Source organism: Saccharothrix stipae (genome assembly GCF_054781895.1).
In genome coordinates this window covers 425,354-442,597 of sequence record NZ_BAAGTN010000007.1, presented here as the reverse complement: position 1 = coordinate 442,597, position 17,244 = coordinate 425,354, and the positions used below count along the sequence as shown (strand labels likewise).

The 17,244-nt window shown below is 72.5% G+C and carries 13 protein-coding genes; 5 read left to right on the top strand and 8 right to left on the bottom strand.

Going from position 1 to position 17,244, the window contains the following annotated elements:
• Positions 1 to 59 precede the first annotated feature (59 nt).
• The 3 genes from ACYVLT_RS14755 to ACYVLT_RS14745 are packed head-to-tail and all read left to right on the top strand — an operon-like array spanning position 60 to position 4,929.
• Complete coding sequence (locus ACYVLT_RS14755; RefSeq protein ID WP_461120737.1) at positions 60 to 1,847, top strand: ArnT family glycosyltransferase; 1,788 nt, start codon at positions 60 to 62, stop codon at positions 1,845 to 1,847.
• Complete coding sequence (locus ACYVLT_RS14750; protein ID WP_461120736.1) at positions 1,844 to 3,097, top strand: bifunctional glycosyltransferase family 2/GtrA family protein; 1,254 nt, start codon at positions 1,844 to 1,846, stop codon at positions 3,095 to 3,097. Before ACYVLT_RS14755 ends, ACYVLT_RS14750 begins: the two co-directional genes overlap by 4 nt.
• Before the next feature lie 35 nt (positions 3,098 to 3,132).
• Positions 3,133 to 4,929, top strand: a complete 1,797-nt coding sequence (locus ACYVLT_RS14745; RefSeq protein ID WP_461120735.1) for an ArnT family glycosyltransferase — start codon at positions 3,133 to 3,135, stop codon at positions 4,927 to 4,929.
• Between the two features lie 2 nt (positions 4,930 to 4,931).
• On the opposite strand, the gene ACYVLT_RS14740 is transcribed toward ACYVLT_RS14745, so the two are convergent.
• From ACYVLT_RS14740 to ACYVLT_RS14720, 5 genes are all read right to left on the bottom strand, one after another.
• Positions 4,932 to 5,762, bottom strand: a complete 831-nt coding sequence (locus tag ACYVLT_RS14740) for an SGNH/GDSL hydrolase family protein (protein ID WP_461120734.1) — start codon at positions 5,760 to 5,762, stop codon at positions 4,932 to 4,934.
• Positions 5,763 to 5,814: 52 nt separating this feature from the next.
• Positions 5,815 to 7,014: a hypothetical protein gene (locus ACYVLT_RS14735; RefSeq protein WP_461120733.1), complete on the bottom strand. Its 1,200-nt coding sequence runs from the start codon at positions 7,012 to 7,014 to the stop codon at positions 5,815 to 5,817.
• Between the two features lie 112 nt (positions 7,015 to 7,126).
• On the bottom strand, positions 7,127 to 8,068 hold the full coding sequence (locus ACYVLT_RS14730; protein ID WP_461120732.1) for a DUF389 domain-containing protein: 942 nt from the start codon (positions 8,066 to 8,068) through the stop codon (positions 7,127 to 7,129).
• Positions 8,069 to 8,072: 4 nt separating this feature from the next.
• Positions 8,073 to 9,938: an aspartate--tRNA ligase gene (gene aspS / locus ACYVLT_RS14725; protein ID WP_461120731.1), complete on the bottom strand. Its 1,866-nt coding sequence runs from the start codon at positions 9,936 to 9,938 to the stop codon at positions 8,073 to 8,075.
• Positions 9,939 to 10,143: 205 nt separating this feature from the next.
• Positions 10,144 to 11,331: a S8 family peptidase gene (locus tag ACYVLT_RS14720; protein ID WP_461120730.1), complete on the bottom strand. Its 1,188-nt coding sequence runs from the start codon at positions 11,329 to 11,331 to the stop codon at positions 10,144 to 10,146.
• Between the two features lie 233 nt (positions 11,332 to 11,564).
• On the opposite strand from ACYVLT_RS14720, the gene ACYVLT_RS14715 reads away from it, so the two are divergent.
• Positions 11,565 to 12,020, top strand: a complete 456-nt coding sequence (locus tag ACYVLT_RS14715) for a GNAT family N-acetyltransferase (protein ID WP_461120729.1) — start codon at positions 11,565 to 11,567, stop codon at positions 12,018 to 12,020.
• Between the two features lies 1 nt (position 12,021).
• On the opposite strand, the gene ACYVLT_RS14710 is transcribed toward ACYVLT_RS14715, so the two are convergent.
• Entirely contained in the window at positions 12,022 to 13,146 is a 1,125-nt protein-coding gene (locus ACYVLT_RS14710) for a S8 family peptidase (RefSeq protein WP_461120728.1), read from the bottom strand.
• 78 nt (positions 13,147 to 13,224) lie between these two features.
• On the bottom strand, positions 13,225 to 14,352 hold the full coding sequence (locus ACYVLT_RS14705) for a S8 family peptidase (protein ID WP_461120727.1): 1,128 nt from the start codon (positions 14,350 to 14,352) through the stop codon (positions 13,225 to 13,227).
• A gap of 768 nt (positions 14,353 to 15,120) precedes the next feature.
• Here ACYVLT_RS14705 and ACYVLT_RS14700 point away from each other — a divergent pair.
• Positions 15,121 to 16,083, top strand: a complete 963-nt coding sequence (locus ACYVLT_RS14700) for a hypothetical protein (protein ID WP_461120726.1) — start codon at positions 15,121 to 15,123, stop codon at positions 16,081 to 16,083.
• 1 nt (position 16,084) lies between these two features.
• On the opposite strand, the gene ACYVLT_RS14695 is transcribed toward ACYVLT_RS14700, so the two are convergent.
• Complete coding sequence (locus ACYVLT_RS14695) at positions 16,085 to 17,242, bottom strand: acyl-CoA dehydrogenase family protein (RefSeq protein ID WP_461121123.1); 1,158 nt, start codon at positions 17,240 to 17,242, stop codon at positions 16,085 to 16,087.
• Positions 17,243 to 17,244 lie beyond the last annotated feature (2 nt).

The window sequence follows — 17,244 nt, the reverse complement described above, 5'->3', positions numbered from 1 at the left end:
CAGCCGGCTCACAGGCGGTGCACAAGGGCCGCCCAGGGTTCGCCGACAGGCTCGACCCCATGCGAGCGAGACTCCCCCTGTTGCTGCTGTTGGCCGGGACGGCGGTGTTGTACCTGTGGCGGTTGGGCGACTCCGGCTGGGCCAACGCCTACTACTCCGCCGCCGCCCAGGCCGGCGCCGAGAGCTGGCACGCGTGGTTCTTCGGCGCGACCGACTCCTCGGGCGCCATCACCGTGGACAAGACACCCGCGGCGACCTGGGTCATGGGTTTGTCCGCCCGGCTGTTCGGCGTCAACGCCTGGAGCATCCTGGTGCCCCAGGCGCTCATGGGCGTGGCGAGCGTGTGGCTGCTCCACGCGGCGGTGCGCCGGACCGCCGGTGAGGCCGCCGGGCTGATCGCGGGCGCGGTGCTGGCGTTGACGCCGGTCGCGGTGCTGATGTTCCGGTTCAACAACCCGGACGCGTTGCTGGTGCTGCTGCTCGTGGCGGGCGCGTACGCCACGGTCCGCGCCACCGAGAAGGCCTCGGTGGGGTGGCTCGTGCTCGCCGGCGCGGCCGTGGGGTTCGCGTTCCTGGCGAAGATGCTCCAGGCGTTCCTGGTGCTGCCCGCGTTCGGGTTGGTGTACCTGGCGTTCGCACCTGCCCCGCTAGCGCGCCGGTTGTGGCACCTGGGCGCGGCACTGGGCGCCGTGGTCGTGGCCGGCGGCTGGTGGGTGCTGGCGGTGGAGCTCGTGCCCGCCGACGCGCGGCCCTACATCGGCGGGTCGCAGGAGAACAGCGTGCTGGAGCTGGCCCTGGGCTACAACGGGCTCGGCCGGCTGACCGGCGAGGAGGTCGGCAGCGTCGGGGGCGGCGGCGGTTGGGGCTCGGCCGGGTGGAGCAGGCTGCTCGGCGACGAGATGGGCGGCCAGATCGCCTGGTTGCTGCCGACCGCGCTGGTGCTGCTGATCGCGGGCTGGTGGGCCGGTCGGACCGCCGAACGGGTCGGGCTCGCGCTGTGGGGCGGCTGGCTGGTGATCACCGCCGTGGTGTTCAGCTACATGAACGGCATCATCCACGCCTACTACACGGTGGCGCTGGCCCCGGCGATCGGCGCGTTGATCGGGATCGGCGCGGTCGCGCTGTGGCGCAGGCGGCAGGAGGCCGGCGCGGCGGCGGCGCTGTCCGGCGCGTTGGCCGTGACCGCGCTCCAGTGCTACCTGCTGCTGTTGGACTGGTCCACCGGGTTCGCCGCGGTCGTGCTCGTCCTCGGCCTGATCGGCGCGGTGGGCCTGTTCCTCGCCGCGGCCGCGCCCGCCGCGGTGGTCGTGCCGGTCGCCGTCGTCGCCGCGCTGCTCGGGCCGGGCGCCTACTCCGTGGCCACCGCCGCGACACCGCACTCCGGCGCGATCCCCAGCGCCGGGCCCGCCCGGACCGACCGGCCCGGTGGGATGTTCCTGATAGGTCCGGGCGGGAACACGACCACCACCGGTGGCGGTATGGGCGGTCTGCTGCACGCGCCCACGCCGGGCGACGAACTGGTGGCGTTGCTGCGCGACAGCGAGGGCTTCACCTGGGCGGCGGCGGCCGTGGGGTCGAACAACGCGGCCGGGTACCAGCTCGGCAGCGGCGAGCCGGTCATGGCCGTCGGCGGCTTCAACGGCACCGATCCCGCGCCCACGCTCCAGGAGTTCCAGGCGATGGTCCGAAGTGGACTGATCCACTACTTCCTGGGCGGCGCCGGGATGCCCGCGGAGACCGGCAGCGACGCGTCGCAGCGGATCGCCGACTGGGTGGCCGAGACGTTCACCGCGACGACCGTGGACGGCGTGGACGTCTACGACCTCACAGCCGGCGCACAGCCATGACACACGAGCCGCCCAGCCAAGCGCCCGACGGTGGGCTCATGACCTTCACCACGGCTACGACGACCACCGTGCTCGACGTGGTGGTGCCGGTGTACAACGAGGAACGCGACCTCGCGCCCTGCGTGCGCAAGCTGCACGCCGACCTCGCGCAGACCTTCCCCTACCCGTTCCGGATCACCATCGCGAACAACGCGAGCACGGACGGCACGCGTGCCGTCGCCGACGAGCTGGCCCGCGAGCTGCCCGCCGTGGCCGCGGTGCACCTGGCGGAGAAGGGGCGCGGCCGGGCGCTGAAGGCGGTGTGGACCGAGTCCGACGCCGCCGTGCTGGCGTACATGGACGTCGACCTGTCCACCGACCTGGCCGCCCTCGCGCCGCTGGTCGCGTCGTTGATCTCCGGGCACTCCGACCTGGCCATCGGCAGCCGGTTGGCCCGCGGCGCACGGGTGGTGCGCGGACCGAAGCGCGAGCTCATCTCCCGCTGCTACAACCTGATCCTGCGCGGCACGCTGGCGACCCGGTTCACCGACGCGCAGTGCGGGTTCAAGGCGATCCGGGCCGACGTCGCCCGGCGGCTGCTGCCGCACGTCGAGGACACCGGGTGGTTCTTCGACACCGAGCTGCTCGTCCTCGCCGAACGCGCGGGCGCGCGGATCCACGAGGTGCCGGTGGACTGGGTGGACGACCCGGACAGCCGGGTCGACCTCGTGTCGACCGCCGTGGCCGACCTGAAGGGCGTCGCCCGGGTGGCGCGCGGCCTGGTGACCGGGCGGATCCCGATCGGCGAACTGCGCGCCCAGCTGGGGAGGGAACCGTTGGAGCCGCGGACGCCGGGCGTGCCGGCCGGGTTGTTCAGGCAGCTGGTCCGGTTCGCCGCGGTCGGCGTGCTCAGCACGCTGGCCTACCTGCTGCTGTTCGTGTCGCTGCGCGCCGGCCTGGGCGCGCAGGGCGCGAACCTGGTGGCGCTGCTGGTCACCGCGATCGCCAACACCGCGGCCAACCGCCGGTTCACCTTCGGGGTGCGCGGTCGGCGCGGCGCGGGCCGCCACCAGTTCGAGGGCCTGCTCGTCTTCGGCCTCGGCCTGGCGCTGACCAGCGGTTCGCTGGCCCTGCTGCACCTGTTCGCCGCGCCCGGCGGCCCGGCCGAGCTGGTCGCGGTCGTCGGGGCCAACCTCCTCGCCACCGTGCTGCGCTTCCTGCTGCTGCGCAACTGGGTCTTCCGGTCGCGCCGCACCGCGGAGGCCACCTGATGACCACACCCACTCCGACCACGGGGACCACTGCCATGACCACCGCAACCCTGACGGCGCCCGCACCCACCTCCGCCGCACCACCGCCGGGCCGGAACTGGACCACGCCCGCGCTGGTCGTGCTGCTGGCCGGCACCGCGGTCCTGTACCTGTGGAACATCACCGCGTCCGGCTGGGGCAACGGCTACTACGCCGCCGCCACCCAGGCCGGCGCGCAGAGCTGGACCGCGTGGCTGTTCGGCGGGCTCGACGCCGGTGGCGTGATCACGGTCGACAAACCGCCCGCCGCGCTGTGGGTGAGCGGGGTGTTCGCGCGGGTCTTCGGGTTCTCCAGCTGGACCGTGCTGGCGCCGCAGGCCGTCGAGGGCGTGCTGGCCGTGTGGTTGTTGTACGCCACGGTGAAGCGCACGTCCGGCGCGGTCGCCGGGTTGGTGGCGGGCGCGGCGCTCGCGGTGACGCCGGTCGCCGTGCTGATGTTCCGGTTCAACCTGCCCGACGCGTTGCTGGTGCTGCTGATGGTCGCCGGGGCCTACTGCACGGTGCGGGCGTTGGAGCGGGGCTCCGGTCGGTGGCTCGCGCTGGCGGGCGTGGCGATCGGGTTCGCGTTCCTGGCCAAGATGGGGCAGGCGTTCCTGGTGCTGCCCGCGCTCGCCGCCGCCTACCTGCTGGCCGCGCCCACCACGCTGCCCAAGCGCTTGCTGCACCTGCTCGGCGCGGGGCTCGCCGTCGTCGTGTCGGCCGGCTGGTTCATCGCGCTGGTCGAGCTGTGGCCCACCGAGGCCCGCCCGTACATCGGCGGGTCGGCCAACGACTCCCTGTGGGAGCTGGCCATGGGCTACAACGGCCTGGGCCGGATCTTCAGCGGCCGCGGTGGCGGCGGCATCGTCGCGGGCGGCGGCAACGCCAACATCGGCTTCGGCGGCGAGACCGGCATCGGCAGGTTGTTCGGGGCGAGCATGGGCGGTGAGATCTCGTGGTTGCTGCCCGCCGCGCTCATCGGGCTGCTGGCCGGGCTGTGGTTCACCCGCCGCCTGCCGCGCACCGACCGGACCCGCGCCGCCCTGGTGCTGTGGGGCCTGTGGGTGCTGGGCAACGGGATCGTGTTCAGCTTCATGACCGGCATCACGCACCCTTACTACACCGTGGCCGTCGCGCCGGGCGTGGCCGCGCTCGTCGCCATCGCCGGGCGGGAGATGTGGCGCGGCCGCCGGCACCTGCCGGTGCGGGTGGCGCTGGCCACGATGGTCGCCGCGGCCGGGTTCTGGGGCTTCGCGCTGCTCCAGCGGTTCGGCGAGTGGATGCCCGCGCTGCGCTGGGTCGTGGCGGCGCTGACCGTGCTGGTGGCCACGGCGATCGTGATGGGCGTGCGCCGGGTGGCCGTGCCGGCGTTGATCACGTCGGTGCTCGCCACCGCGGCCTTCGGCGTGGCCACCGCCGCCACTCCGCACGCCGGTTCCATCCCGATGTCCGGTCCCGCGTCCTACACGGCCGACATGGGCGGCGGCCCGATGAGCGCGAGCTCCGACGAGCTGATCGACCTGCTCAAGGGCACCACCGGCACGTGGGCGGCGGCGACGTTGAGCGCGCAGAGCGCGGCCGACCTGGCGCTGGACTCGGGCAAGGCCGTGATCGGGATCGGCGGCTGGAGCGGCGGCGACCCGGCGCCCACCCTGGCGGAGTTCAAGCAGTACGTGGCCGACGGGCGGATCGGCTACTTCGTCTCCGGCGGCGGCATGGGCGGGATGGGCGGCGGCAACGAGATCAGCGAGTGGGTCGAGGCGAACTACGAGGCCGTGGAGATCGGCGGGTCGACCGTGTACGAGCTCGGCTGACGTCAGCCGGTGGAGGCGGTGGTCGGGGTGACCACCGCCTCGCCGCCGGAGTGGTCGACGACGTGCCGCGGCGGTTCCGGGTAGCCCGTCCACGAGCGGTACATGATCGCGGCGGCGTACGGGAGCAGGTCGCGGCCCCGGCGCCAGAGCCACGGGACGCCCTTCACCACCAGCCAGCCCACGTGGTGCAGGGGCGTCACCTTGAGGCCACCCGTGCAGACCGGCGACACCCGGCCCGGCACCTCGCAGCCCGCCCGCGCCAACCGCGCCGCGAACGAGGCCGCGAGCTTCCGGTGCCCCGCCTCGGACGGGTGCAGCCGGTCCACTGCCCACGTCTCCAGGGAGTAGGCGCCGTCCATCAGGTCGAGGTCGACGCACTCGATCCCGTGCCGGCGCACCACCGCGTCGATGACGTCGTTCAGCTCCGCGATCCGCGCCCGCAACGCCCGCCGCAACGCGCCCGGCAGCCGGAACACCCGGCTGTGGTCGTGGAACCGCACCGTGACCACGGCGGAACCGGCCGACACCAACGCACCCACGATCGCGTCCAGGTCGGTGTGCAGCCGCCGTGCGTCGAAATCGGACCGCAGGGTGTCGTTCATCCCCACCAGCAGCACGGCCGCGTCCGGCCGCGCGCGCAGGGCCCTCGGCAACTGCTCGTGCCGCACCGACGTCACCCGCGCGCCGGTGAACGAGACGTTGAGGTACCGCGCGTGCGGCATCGCCGCCGCGAGCAGCGGACCGACGCCCCGCCACCCACCGGGCACGGGGTCGCCCACGCCCACCGTCGTCGAGTCGCCCAGGACCACCAGGCTGCGCACCGTCTTGGCCACACCGCAGACCATGGCGCAACGACGTGACGCGCCGAGAACGAACAGCGGAACGCTACCGGAATGCCGGGTACAGCGGCAGTTCCGCGGCCTTCGCCCCGTACCGCGACACCAGCGCCGAGAGGACGTCCTCGGCGTGCGCGGCGACGTGCTTCGCGCCCAACGCCAACGCCTCCGACCGCAGCCGCGCCCACCGCGCCGTCAGCACCACCAGGCGCGGCGGCGAGTCCAGCGGCCGGTGCCCGGACGGCAGCGCCGAGCCGAGGCCCGGCAGGCCGCGCCACGTGCCCAGCCACACCCACAGCAGCTGCGCCTCCAGCAGCCGGGGCAGGAACACCGCGTCGTCGTCCAGGTCCGGCCACACCGACGACACCTCGGCCCGCCACGCCGCGACCATCGCCTCCGACATCCCGGCGGGCAGCCCGTAGGCGCACCAGCACGACGGGAACGGCACCCGCAGGCACGCCGCGTCGAACACGATGTCGCGCACGCACCCGCCCTCGAAGTCGAGGAACCGGACGCCCTTGCTGGTCACGAGGTGGTTGTCCGGGCACGACGTGGACGGGCTGAAGGCACGCCGGCGGGACGTGACGAACCCCCGCACGGCCTGCTCGGCGAACGACCGCACGGACTCGGGCGTGTCGACTTCCAACGATTCAACCAACAGCTCCGGCAGCCCGGCCAGCGCCGTGTGCACGTCCACCACGATGGGGTCGGCGCAGCACTGCGAGCCCTGGCGGCGCATCAGCGCGTCGAAGTCCGCGTCCCGCCCGGCGGTCGTCGCGTGCAGCCGCCCCATGGCGTGCGCCCACGACAGCAGCCCGCGTTCGGCGGCCCGCGCGTCGGAACCCAGCAGCTTCTCCGCCAGCCGCGGCGCCTTGCCGAGGTCTTCCAGCACGACCAGCCGCTTGGCGTTGTCCTGCGCCACCAACTCGGGGGTGAGGCGCTCCTCGGACGGCAGCGCGGTGAGCAGCTTGTGGCTCACCACCTCGTGCGCGAACGGGTCGCGGTCGGCCACCCGCGACGGGTAGCGCTTGACCACCAGCGTGCGGGGCAGCGAGAACGGGGTGTGGGCCACCCGGACGCGCGCGACCACGGACCGGCCCGCACCCCCGAGGTCCTCGGGGTCGGCCAGCCGAACCGGTGCGCCGAACCTGCTGCTCAACACCGACTCGGCCGCTGCCACCGCGTCGTCCAGCTCGGAAGGGGCAGCGTCGTCGATGTCCTGCGGGCCGGCGGTGATCTCCACGCTCATCCCCTCCGACCCTACTCCCGGTGGCCACCGACCTGACAGAACCCGTCCGGGCACCGTGACGGTAGTGCTCACGTGCCGCCGGGTACCACCCTTTGTCGAAATCGCCGCCCGGTCAACCGTTGGCGAGCGGTCGTCCCAGGTCACGGGCTTGGCCGCGGCGGTTGCGCAACGCCAGGACCAGCGCCGCCGCCATCACGACGCCGACGAGGTTCACCGCGAGTTGGGCAATCGACTGGAGGCATATGTCCCACTGGGCGAGAACGGCCGCGACCGCGGCGTAGCCCGCGGCGGGCACGGTGGTGACCGAAATGAACACCCCGACGAGCGCCGCGGACTTGGCCGACGTCATCGACAGCATCCCGGCCGCGCCCGCGAGCAGCGCCACGATCAACGAGAACGGCCCGACCTCGAAGACGAAGTCGAGCTCGTGCCCGGCCAGCGCGAGGCCGGGCTCGAACAGGCCCGTGCGCGAACCGAGCCACGTGCCGATCGCGGTGATCACCATCGCGATCGGGAAACCGACGGCCAGCGCGAGGCCGGCCCGCCGCACCAGGTCCCAGCGCCGCAGCACCAGGCCGACGGAGATGGCGGCCAGCGGTCCGAACTCCGGTCCGACGACCATCGCGCCGACCAGCGTCACGGGCGAGTCGGTGACCACGGCGACCGCGGTCAGCAGGCAGGCGATGGCCAGGAACGACAGGAACGTGACGTTGAGCCGCGACTCCTCGCCGGTGCGGGCCAGCAGCTCCTCCCAGACCACGGCGTCCGCGCCGTCACCGGGCGCGGCCTCCTCGGCGCGGTCGGCCGCGTCGGACAGGGCGGTGTCGATCTGCTCCAGCGTGACGCCGCCGTCCCGGTCGACGCCCAGTTCGCACAGGGAGGCCACCACCGCGTCGGTGGCCTCCCGGGCGACGTCGGCTTCCACCACGTCGCCCGCCGGGGCGACGGCCGCGCCGCGCAGCAGCACGACGTGCGTGACGCCGGGGTGCTGCGTGAGCGCGGCCAGCACGTCGTCGGTGCGCTCGACCGGGCAGATGGCCCGCAGGTGCAGCACGGTGCTACTGGGCTTGCTCGTCCGGGCCGGACCGCCCGGCGCCGGCGGTGCTGACCTTCTCCGGGCCGGACTTCTCGGTGCCGGACTTCTCCGGGCCGGTCTTCCCCGGCGCGGGCTTGAAGTCCACGCCCGCCTCCTTGCGCTGCTGCGCGGTGATCGGCGCGGGCGCGGCGGTCAGCGGGTCGTAGCCGCCGCCGCTCTTCGGGAACGCGATGACCTCGCGGATCGAGTCGTACCCGCCGAGCAGCATGGCGATGCGGTCCCAGCCGAACGCGATGCCGCCGTGCGGCGGCGCGCCGTAGGAGAACGCGTCGAGCAGGAAGCCGAACTTCTCCTGCGCCTCCTCGGGCGAGATGCCCATGACCTGGAACGCCCGCTGCTGCACGTCGGCGCGGTGGATACGGATCGACCCGCCACCGATCTCGTTGCCGTTGCAGACGATGTCGTAGGCGTAGGCCAGGGCGTTGCCCGGGTCCTCCTCGAACCGGTCGATCCACTCCGGCGTCGGCGAGGTGAACGCGTGGTGCAGCGCGGTCCACTTGCCGCTGCCGACCGCGACGTCGTCGCCGATCTTGTCGACCGCCTCGAACATCGGGAAGTCCACGACCCACACGAACGACCAGGCGTTCTCGTCGATCAGGCCGACCCGGTGCGCGATCTCCACCCGGGCCGCGCCGAGCAGCGCCCGCGCGCCGTCCGGGTCGCCCGCGCCGAAGAACACGCAGTCGCCGGGGTTGGCGCCCACGGCCTTGGCCAGGCCGTCGCGCTCGGCGTCGGAGAGGTTCTTGGCGACCGGGCCGCCGAGCGTGCCGTCCTCGTTGACCAGCACGTACGCCAGACCGCGGGCGCCGCGCTGCTTGGCCCAGTCCTGCCACGCGTCGAGCGTGCGGCGGGGCTGCGACGCGCCGCCCGGCATCACGACCGCGCCCACGTACGCCGCCTGGAACACCCGGAACGGCGTGTCCTTGAAGTACTCGGTCAGCTCGGTCAGCTCGAGGTCGAAGCGCAGGTCCGGCTTGTCGGTGCCGTACTTGGCCATCGCCTCGGCGTAGGAGATGCGGCGGAACGGCCGCGCGATCTCGTGGTCGGCCAGGCCCTGCCACAGCGCGGCGACGACCTTCTCGCCGAGCGCGATCACGTCGTCCTGCTCGACGAAGCTCATCTCGATGTCGAGCTGGGTGAACTCGGGCTGCCGGTCGGCGCGGAAGTCCTCGTCGCGGTAGCAGCGGGCGATCTGGTAGTACCGCTCCAGCCCGCCGACCATCAGCAGCTGCTTGAACAGCTGCGGCGACTGCGGCAGCGCGTACCAGGAACCGGGGCGCAGCCGCGCGGGCACCAGGAAGTCGCGCGCGCCCTCCGGCGTGGACCGGGTCAGCGTCGGGGTCTCCACCTCGACGAAGTCCTCCGCGTGGAGCACCTCGCGGGCGATCCGGTTGGCCTCGCTGCGCAGCCGCATGGCCTTGGCCGGGCCGCTGCGGCGCAGGTCGAGGTAGCGGTGGCGCAACCGCGCCTCCTCGCCGACCTCCAGGTGCTCGTCGAGCTGGAACGGCAGCGGCGCGGCCTCGTTGAGGACCTCCAGCTCGCCGACGTAGACCTCGACGTCACCGGTGGGCAGGTCCGGGTTCTCGCTGCCCTCGGGCCGGCGGGTGACCTCACCGACGACCTTGACCACGAACTCCGAGCGCAGCCGGTGCGCGCGCTCGGCCATCTCGCCCTCGCGGAACACGACCTGCGCCACGCCGGAGGCGTCCCGGAGGTCGATGAAGATCACGCCACCGTGATCGCGCCGGCGGGCCACCCACCCGGTCAGGGTGACGGACTGCCCGGCGTGCTCGGCGCGGAGCTTCCCGGCCTCGTGCGTGCGCATCACGGGAACTGCTCTCCTCGGGGGTAGCTCGACTGACGGGGTAGCTCAACTGACGACTGGGCGTCAAGGCTAGCCAACGACCTGGTGGGCGGTGCCACCAGGTTTCCCGATGCGCGTCCCGGGACCACCGGGCGCCCCGGCACCCGCTCGTCCGGACACGCGACTGGGGCCGCCCCGGAGGACGGCCCCAGTCGACGTGCGGTGCGGATCAGGCGCTGGGCGCCAGGTAGAGCAGGCGGTTCGGCGAGCCGGAGCCCGGGTTGGTCACCTTGCTCGGGGTCGACTGGCCGATCAGGTAGCTGGCCACCTGGGCCGGGGTCGCCGCGCGGCTGCCCTGGAGGTAGCGGGCCGCGGCGCCGGCGACGTGCGGGGTCGCCATCGAGGTGCCGCTGATGGTGTTGGTGGCCGTGTCACTGGTGTGCCAGGCCGAGGTGATCGAGGAGCCCGGCGCGAAGATGTCCAGGATCGAACCGTAGTTCGAGTAGCTGGCGCGGGCGTCGGTGTTGGTGGTCGCGCCCACCGTGATGGCCTCGGCCACGCGGGCCGGGGAGTAGTTCGCCGCGTTGGCGTTGCTGTTGCCCGCCGCGACGGCGTAGGTCACGCCCGCCGCGACCGAGCGGCGCACGGCCGCGTCGATCGTGGTGGACACGCCGCCACCGAGGCTCATGTTCGCCACGGCCGGCTTGACGTGGTTCGCGGTCACCCAGTCGATGCCCTCGATCACGTCGGCGAGGGTGCCGCTGCCGGCGTTGTTCAGCACGCGCACGCCGTAGACCGTGGCGCTCTTGGCGACGCCGTACTGGCTGCCCGCGATGGTGCCGGCGACGTGCGTGCCGTGGCCGTTGCCGTCCTGCGCGACGTTGTCGTTGTCGACCGCGTCACGGCCGTTGCGCGCACGGCCGCCGAACGTGCTGTGGCTGACCCGCAGACCGGTGTCGATGACGTAGACGTTCACGCCCGAGCCGGTGGAGGTGTAGCTGTAGGACGTGTCCAGCGGCAGGTTGCGCTGGTCGATCCGGTTGATGCCCCACGACGGCGGGTTGGTCTGCGTGGCCTGGATGGTGAAGATCTGGTCCTGCTCGACGTACTCCACGGCCGGGTTGGCCGCGAGCCGCTTGGCCGCCTTCTCCGGCAGCGACACGGCGAAGCCGTTCAGGGCGCTGCGGTACACGGTGTCGACCTGGCCGCCGTACTGGTTCGCCAGGCTCTCGGCGGACGCGGCCGAGCCGTCCTTCAACTTGACGATGAAGTGGTTCTGCACCTTGTTCGCGGCGTCGGCGGCGCGGATCTCGCCCTCGGCGGCCTGCGCCGGGGCGGCCAACAGGGAGGACGCGGTGACGGCGAGCGCCGTCGCCCCGACCCCGGCCAGGAACCGGACCTGTCGTGACTGTCGCATGCGGATTCCGTTCTTCGAACGGTGACCCCAACCCACCCCGAGGAGCTTTGCAGGGCTCGGGGGTGACATTGGGCCACCTTGCCCTCGCTGACAGTCACCAACGTAGGCAACCAGGGCGTTAACTCGGAAGTGTGAACAATTGCCAGTTAAACCTCCAGCGTCAAGAAACCGCCTGACCTGGTGCTTCCCATAATTCGGGAGCACGTGCGTGACGACGGCGCTACCGTCCGGGCATGCGTTTGGAACCGGTCACCGAGGACAACTACCGGGCCGTCATCGGCCTGGAGGTCCACGAGGAGCAGCGGGCGTTCGTCGCGACGAACCTCAAGTCGATCGCGGACGCCTGGATCTACCGCCCGAAGATGCAGCCGCTTGCGCTGTTCAGCGGAGAGGAGCTGGTCGGCTTCACCCTGCTCGAACGGGACCGGCCGGCGGTGCTGCACATCGTCCGGTTCATGATCGACCGGCGGGCCCAGGGCCGCGGGCTCGGCCGCAAGGGCCTGGCCGCGATCGCGGACGTGGCGCGCGCCGAGGGCCGCACCGAGCTGGAGCTGAGCGTCGTGCCGGGCAACGCGGTCGCCCGCGGCCTGTACGCGGCGTTCGGCTTCACCGACACCGGCGAGGTGGACGGCGGCGAGCACGTGATGCGCCACGTGCTCGCCCCGTCGGCCCACCTCGCCGACCAGTAGGTCAGCGGGTCGGCGACCAGTACAGCAGTCGACCCCACGACAGCGGCGTGGCCTCGGTGACGACCGCCGAGTGCACCTGCGCGGGCGTTGCCGCCGGGTTGAGCTGGAGGAACCGCAAGGTCACGCCGGTGACGTACGCCGTGGACAACGACGTGCCGCTGAGCGTGTTCGTGGCGGTGTCGCCGGTGTGCCACGCCACGGTGATGTTCATGCCGTAGGCGTAGACGTCGACCACCGCGCCGTAGTTGGAGAACGTGGCCCGGGTGTCGGTCCTGGTGGAGGCGCCCGACGTGAGCGCCTCGCGCACGCGGGCCGGTGAGAAGTTGACCGCGTCGGCGTTGCTGCCGCCCGCCGTGACCGACGCCGTGACGCCGGCCGCGATCAGCCGCCGCACCGCGTCGTCGATCGCGGTCGACGCGCCGCCGCCGAGGCTGAGGTTGGCCGAGGCGGGCTTGACGTGGTTGCGCGCCACCCAGTCGATGCCCGCGATCACGCCCGCGGTCGTGCCGCTGCCCGAGCCGTTGAGCACCCGGACGCCGCACACCAGGGCCTGCTTCGCGACGCCGTTCACGCGGCCCGCGATGAGGGACGCGATGGCCGTGCCGTGGCCATTGTCGTCCTGGGGCGTGGTGTCGTTGTCGACCGTGTCGTACCCGGCGCACGTGCGGCCCGCGAACTCGGTGTGCGTGGTCCGGATGCCCGTGTCGATCACGTACGCACGGGTGCGCAATCCGGTCGAGGTGTAGGTGTACCTGCCGTCGGTGGGCATCGCGCGCTGGTCGATCCGGTCGAGGCCGAACGGCGCGTTCAACTGGGTGGTGTGCGCCCGCACGACCTGGTCCTGCTCGACGTAGGCCACCGCCGGGTCGGCGGCGAGCCGGCGGGCCTGCTTCGCGGTCATCGTGGCCGAGAAGCCGTGCCACGACGGGAACGTCCGGGTGACCTGCCCGTCGAGCCGGGCGACGACCGCGTCGGCGGCCGCGAGGTCCTTGAGCTTGACGACGTAACTGCCGGGCACGGCGGTGGCCGAGCCCGCGTGCAGCACCGCGCCCTCGGCGTGGGCCGGGGTGGTGAGGGTGAGGGCGGCGAGGGCGGCGACGCCCAGGCCGGACAGCAGTGTTCGCATGGCTGGGTTCCTTCGCAGGGAGGCGCCCGGCGCCGATCACGCGCCGGGCGGTGGGTGGCCGGCTGGTGCTGCCGCGTGCTACCTGGTGGGCGACCAGTACAGGAGCCGACCGCCCCACGGCAGCGGCGTCGCCTCGCTCACGATCTCGGCGTGCACCTGCGCCGGGGTGGCCGCGGGGGTGAACTGGAGGAGCCGGACGGCGACACCGCTGACGAACCCGGTCGCCATGGACGTGCCGCTGATCGTGTTGGTGGCGGTGTCGCTCGTGTGCCACGCCGACTTGATGTTCATGCCCGGCGCGTACAGGTCCACGCCGGGGCCGTAGTTGGAGTACGACGCCCTGGCGTCGGTCTGGGTGGTGGCGCCGGAGGTGAGCGCCTCGACCACCCGGGCGGGCGAGGTGTTGGCGACGCTGCCGTTGCTGCTGCCGGCGGTCACCGACGCGGTGACGCCCGAGGCGACCAGCCGCCGCACCGCGTCGTCCAGCGCGACCGACGCCGAGCCGCCGAGGCTGAAGTTCGCCACGGCGGGACGGCTCGCGTTGAGCCGCACCCAGTCCACGCCCGCGATGACACCGGCGATCGTGCCGCTGCCCTGGGCGTTGAGCACGCGCACGCCGGCCACCCGCACGCCCTTGGCCACGCCGTACGTGCCGCCGGCGATGATGCCCGCGACGTGCGTGCCGTGCCCGTTGTCGTCCTGGGCGACGAAGTCGTTGTCGACCGCGTCGTAGCCGTGCACGGCCCGACCGGCGAACTCCACGTGGGTGACCCGGATGCCCGTGTCGATCACGTACGCGGTGACGCCCGCGCCGGTGGAGGTGTAGCTGTAGGTGGTGCTCAGCACCGGGGTGCGCTGGTCGATCCGGTCCAGGCCCCACGGCGCGTCGGTCTGCGTCGCGTTGGCGTGCACGACCTGGTCCTGCTCGACGTAGGCGACCGCCGGGTCGGCGGCGAGCCGGCGGGCCTGACCCGGGGTGAGCGACGCGGCGAAGCCGCCGAACGCGGCGAACCTCCTGGTCACCTGCCCGGACAGGCCGTGCTCCACGGCGCCGGCCGCGGCGAGGTCCTTGAGCTTGACGATGTAGTGGCCCGGCACGGCGGTGGGCGAGCCCGCGTGCAGGACGGCGCCCTCGGCGTGGGCGGGCGCGGCGAGCAGGGTGACGGTCGACGCGGCCACCACGAGGCCCGGTAAGAGCTTGCGCATACGGCTTTCCTCTGCAGGGTGAGGGAACCCCGGCGCGGATCACGCGCGGGTCTGCCAGTGTGCCGACTGCGCTCGGGCGGTGGGTACCCGGCGAAAGAGTCGGTTCGCCGCGGCGGTGCCGGTTCCGCTGGTCCACCCGGCGCAGTCCGCACCGACGGGCTCCGGCTCTTGCCGGCGGTGCCCGACAGCGTGATTGAGAAGCCATTCAACGCTGTGGAGAAAATATCGTCGACGGTGTCGCCGAAACTACAAGCGGGCGTCTCCGCGCGGTTGCGGAGAAGTTCTCCAGGGCAACTATGCATCTGTTGGGCGCCCCGCCGCGGCCCCAGCGGGGCGCATGACACCCGCACCACCCCTAACGGTGCCGCCACCAGCGCGAACACCTCTCGCCAAGGTATCACCCGCGCCCGTCAACGTGAGCTTGCACATAGGGGTTTCCGTTCTTCCCGGGGAACGATTGTCGATACCGATCGCCAACTCGTCCGAAGGCCACCACCGCACGACTGTGCCGCACGTCACCCGAGCAGGTGCGACGGTGGGCCGATTCGCGTACCGGGAAGGGGCCGGACGCCCGAGCGCGGTGCGGCGATCGCACGTGCCGGGATCTTCACAACCCCTACTGTTAATGAGAATTCAAACATTCCACAGCCGCCCGGATTCTGCCCGCCGATTGGTTAAATTCGCGGCGGGAAACCCGATCGGCTGTACCGCGCCGGTGATTTCGCACGATAACGTCGCTCGCCTTGTCCTTGGGAGAACGGAGCGAAGATGCCTACGCCAGTCGTCGGACCGGAATCGCGGACACGCGATCCCCGACGGATCGACACGGGGGCCGACCCCTTCGCGGACGCATTGCGTGCGGCGATCCGCGCCAAAGGGCTCAGCCTGGAGCGCATCCAGCACAAGCTGCGGGCACGGGGCGTCGCGGTCAGCATCGCCGCGCTGAGCTACTGGCAGTCGGGCCGCAGGCGGCCGGAGCGACCGGACTCGCTCACCGCCGTCAGCCACCTGGAGGAGATCCTGGACGTGGGCCCGGGCGGGTTGAGCTCGCTGCTCGGACCACCCCGGCCACGAGGCAAGGCACGACCCCGGACGCGGGTGTCCGGGCCCGAGGGCTGGGTCGGCGAGAGCGACTACGCGTCCATCGCGGAGCTGCTGGCCGATGTCGACACCAGCACCGACCAGGACCTCACCCGGCTCAGCCTGCGCGACCAGGTGGAGCTCGCGATGGACGGCAGCACCCGCCGGGTGCGCTCGCGCCAGGTGCTGCGGGCCGAGCGCTCCGGCGTCGACCGCGTGCTGCTGGGCTACGACACCCGGCTGCCGGGCGATCCGCTGCCGGTCATCGGCACGCTGCGCTCGTGCAGACTGGGGCGGGTTTCCGCCGACCCGCGCAACGGTCTGATGGTCGCCGAACTCCTGCTCGACCGCCCGCTGCGCCGAGGCGAGCGGACCGCCGTCGAGTACGAGCTGATCCACGTGGCACCCCACCACCCGACGTTCGACAACACCCACTCGCGGCGGTTCCGCCACCCCGTCCGCGAGTACGTCCTGGAGGTCCGGTACGACTCACGGTGCCGGCCCGCGCGCTGTGAGCAGTTCACGACCGGTTTGACCGGTGGCGACCCCACCGACGTGCGCGAGACCCCGGTGGACACGTGGGGCTACGCGTACGCGGTCGCGCTCGACTTCGGTCCCGGCGTGGTCGGCTTGCGCTGGGAATGGGCCTGACTCAGTAGGAGCGCGGCAACCTCAACGTGTGCTGCGCCACGAAGTTCAGGATCATCTCCCGGCTGACCGGGGCGATGCGGGACAACCGGGACGCGGCCAGCATGGCGCCCAGTCCGTACTCGGACGCCAGCCCGTTGCCGCCGTGGACCTGGATGGCCTGGTCCACCGCCCCCGCCACCGCTTCCCCCGCCGCGTACTTGGCCATGTTGGCCGCCTCACCAGCAGCCCGGTCCTCCCCAGCGTCGTAGAGAGCCGCGGCTTTCTGGGTCATCAGCCTCGCCAGCTCGACCTGGATCGCGCACTGCGCCAACGGGTGCGCGATGCCCTGGTGCGCGCCGATCGGCGTGTCCCAGACGGTCCTGGTGCGGGCGTACTCGCTCGCCTGGTCGAGTGCGCGGCGGGCCGTGCCGGTGGCGAGCGACGCCGCCATGATCCGCTCGGGGTTCAGCCCGGCGAACAGCTGGGCCAGGCCGGCGTCCGCCGAGCCGACCAACGCGTCCAGGGGCAGGCGCACGTCGTCGAAGAAGCAGGTGAACTGCTTCTCGGGCGACAGCACGTCCATCGGGATGTGCCGGTAGGTGAAGCCGGGCGCGTCCGTGGGCACGATCACCAGCGAGGGGAGCAGCCGTTGGCCGGTGGCGTCGACGTGGCGCGCCACCACCATGACCGCCTCGACCTCGTCCACCCCGGAGATGTAGTACTTGCCGCCGTCGAGGACCCACTCGTCGCCGTCGCGGTGGATGGCGGTGGTGAGCTTGTGCGAGTTGGAGCCCGCGTCCGGCTCGGTGATCGCGAACGCCATCTTGGTGGTGCCGTCGGCGAACCCGGGCAGCCACCACCGCTTCTGCTCCTCGGTGCCGAACCGGGCGATGATCGTGGCGCAGATCGCGGGCGAGACGACGGTCAGCAGCAGCGGGCAGCCGGCCGCGGCCAGTTCCTCGCACACCGCGGCCAGGTCGCCGATGCCGCCGCCACCGCCGCCGTACTCCTCGGGCACGGCCACCCCGAGGTAGCCGAGCCGGCCCACGTCCGACCACAGCTCGTCGGTCTTCTCCCCCGCCCGCGCCTTGGCGGTGTAGTACTCGTGGCCGTACTTGCCGGCCAACGCCGCGACGGCCTTGCGCAACGCCTGCCGCTCTTCGCTCTCGGTGAAGTTGATCG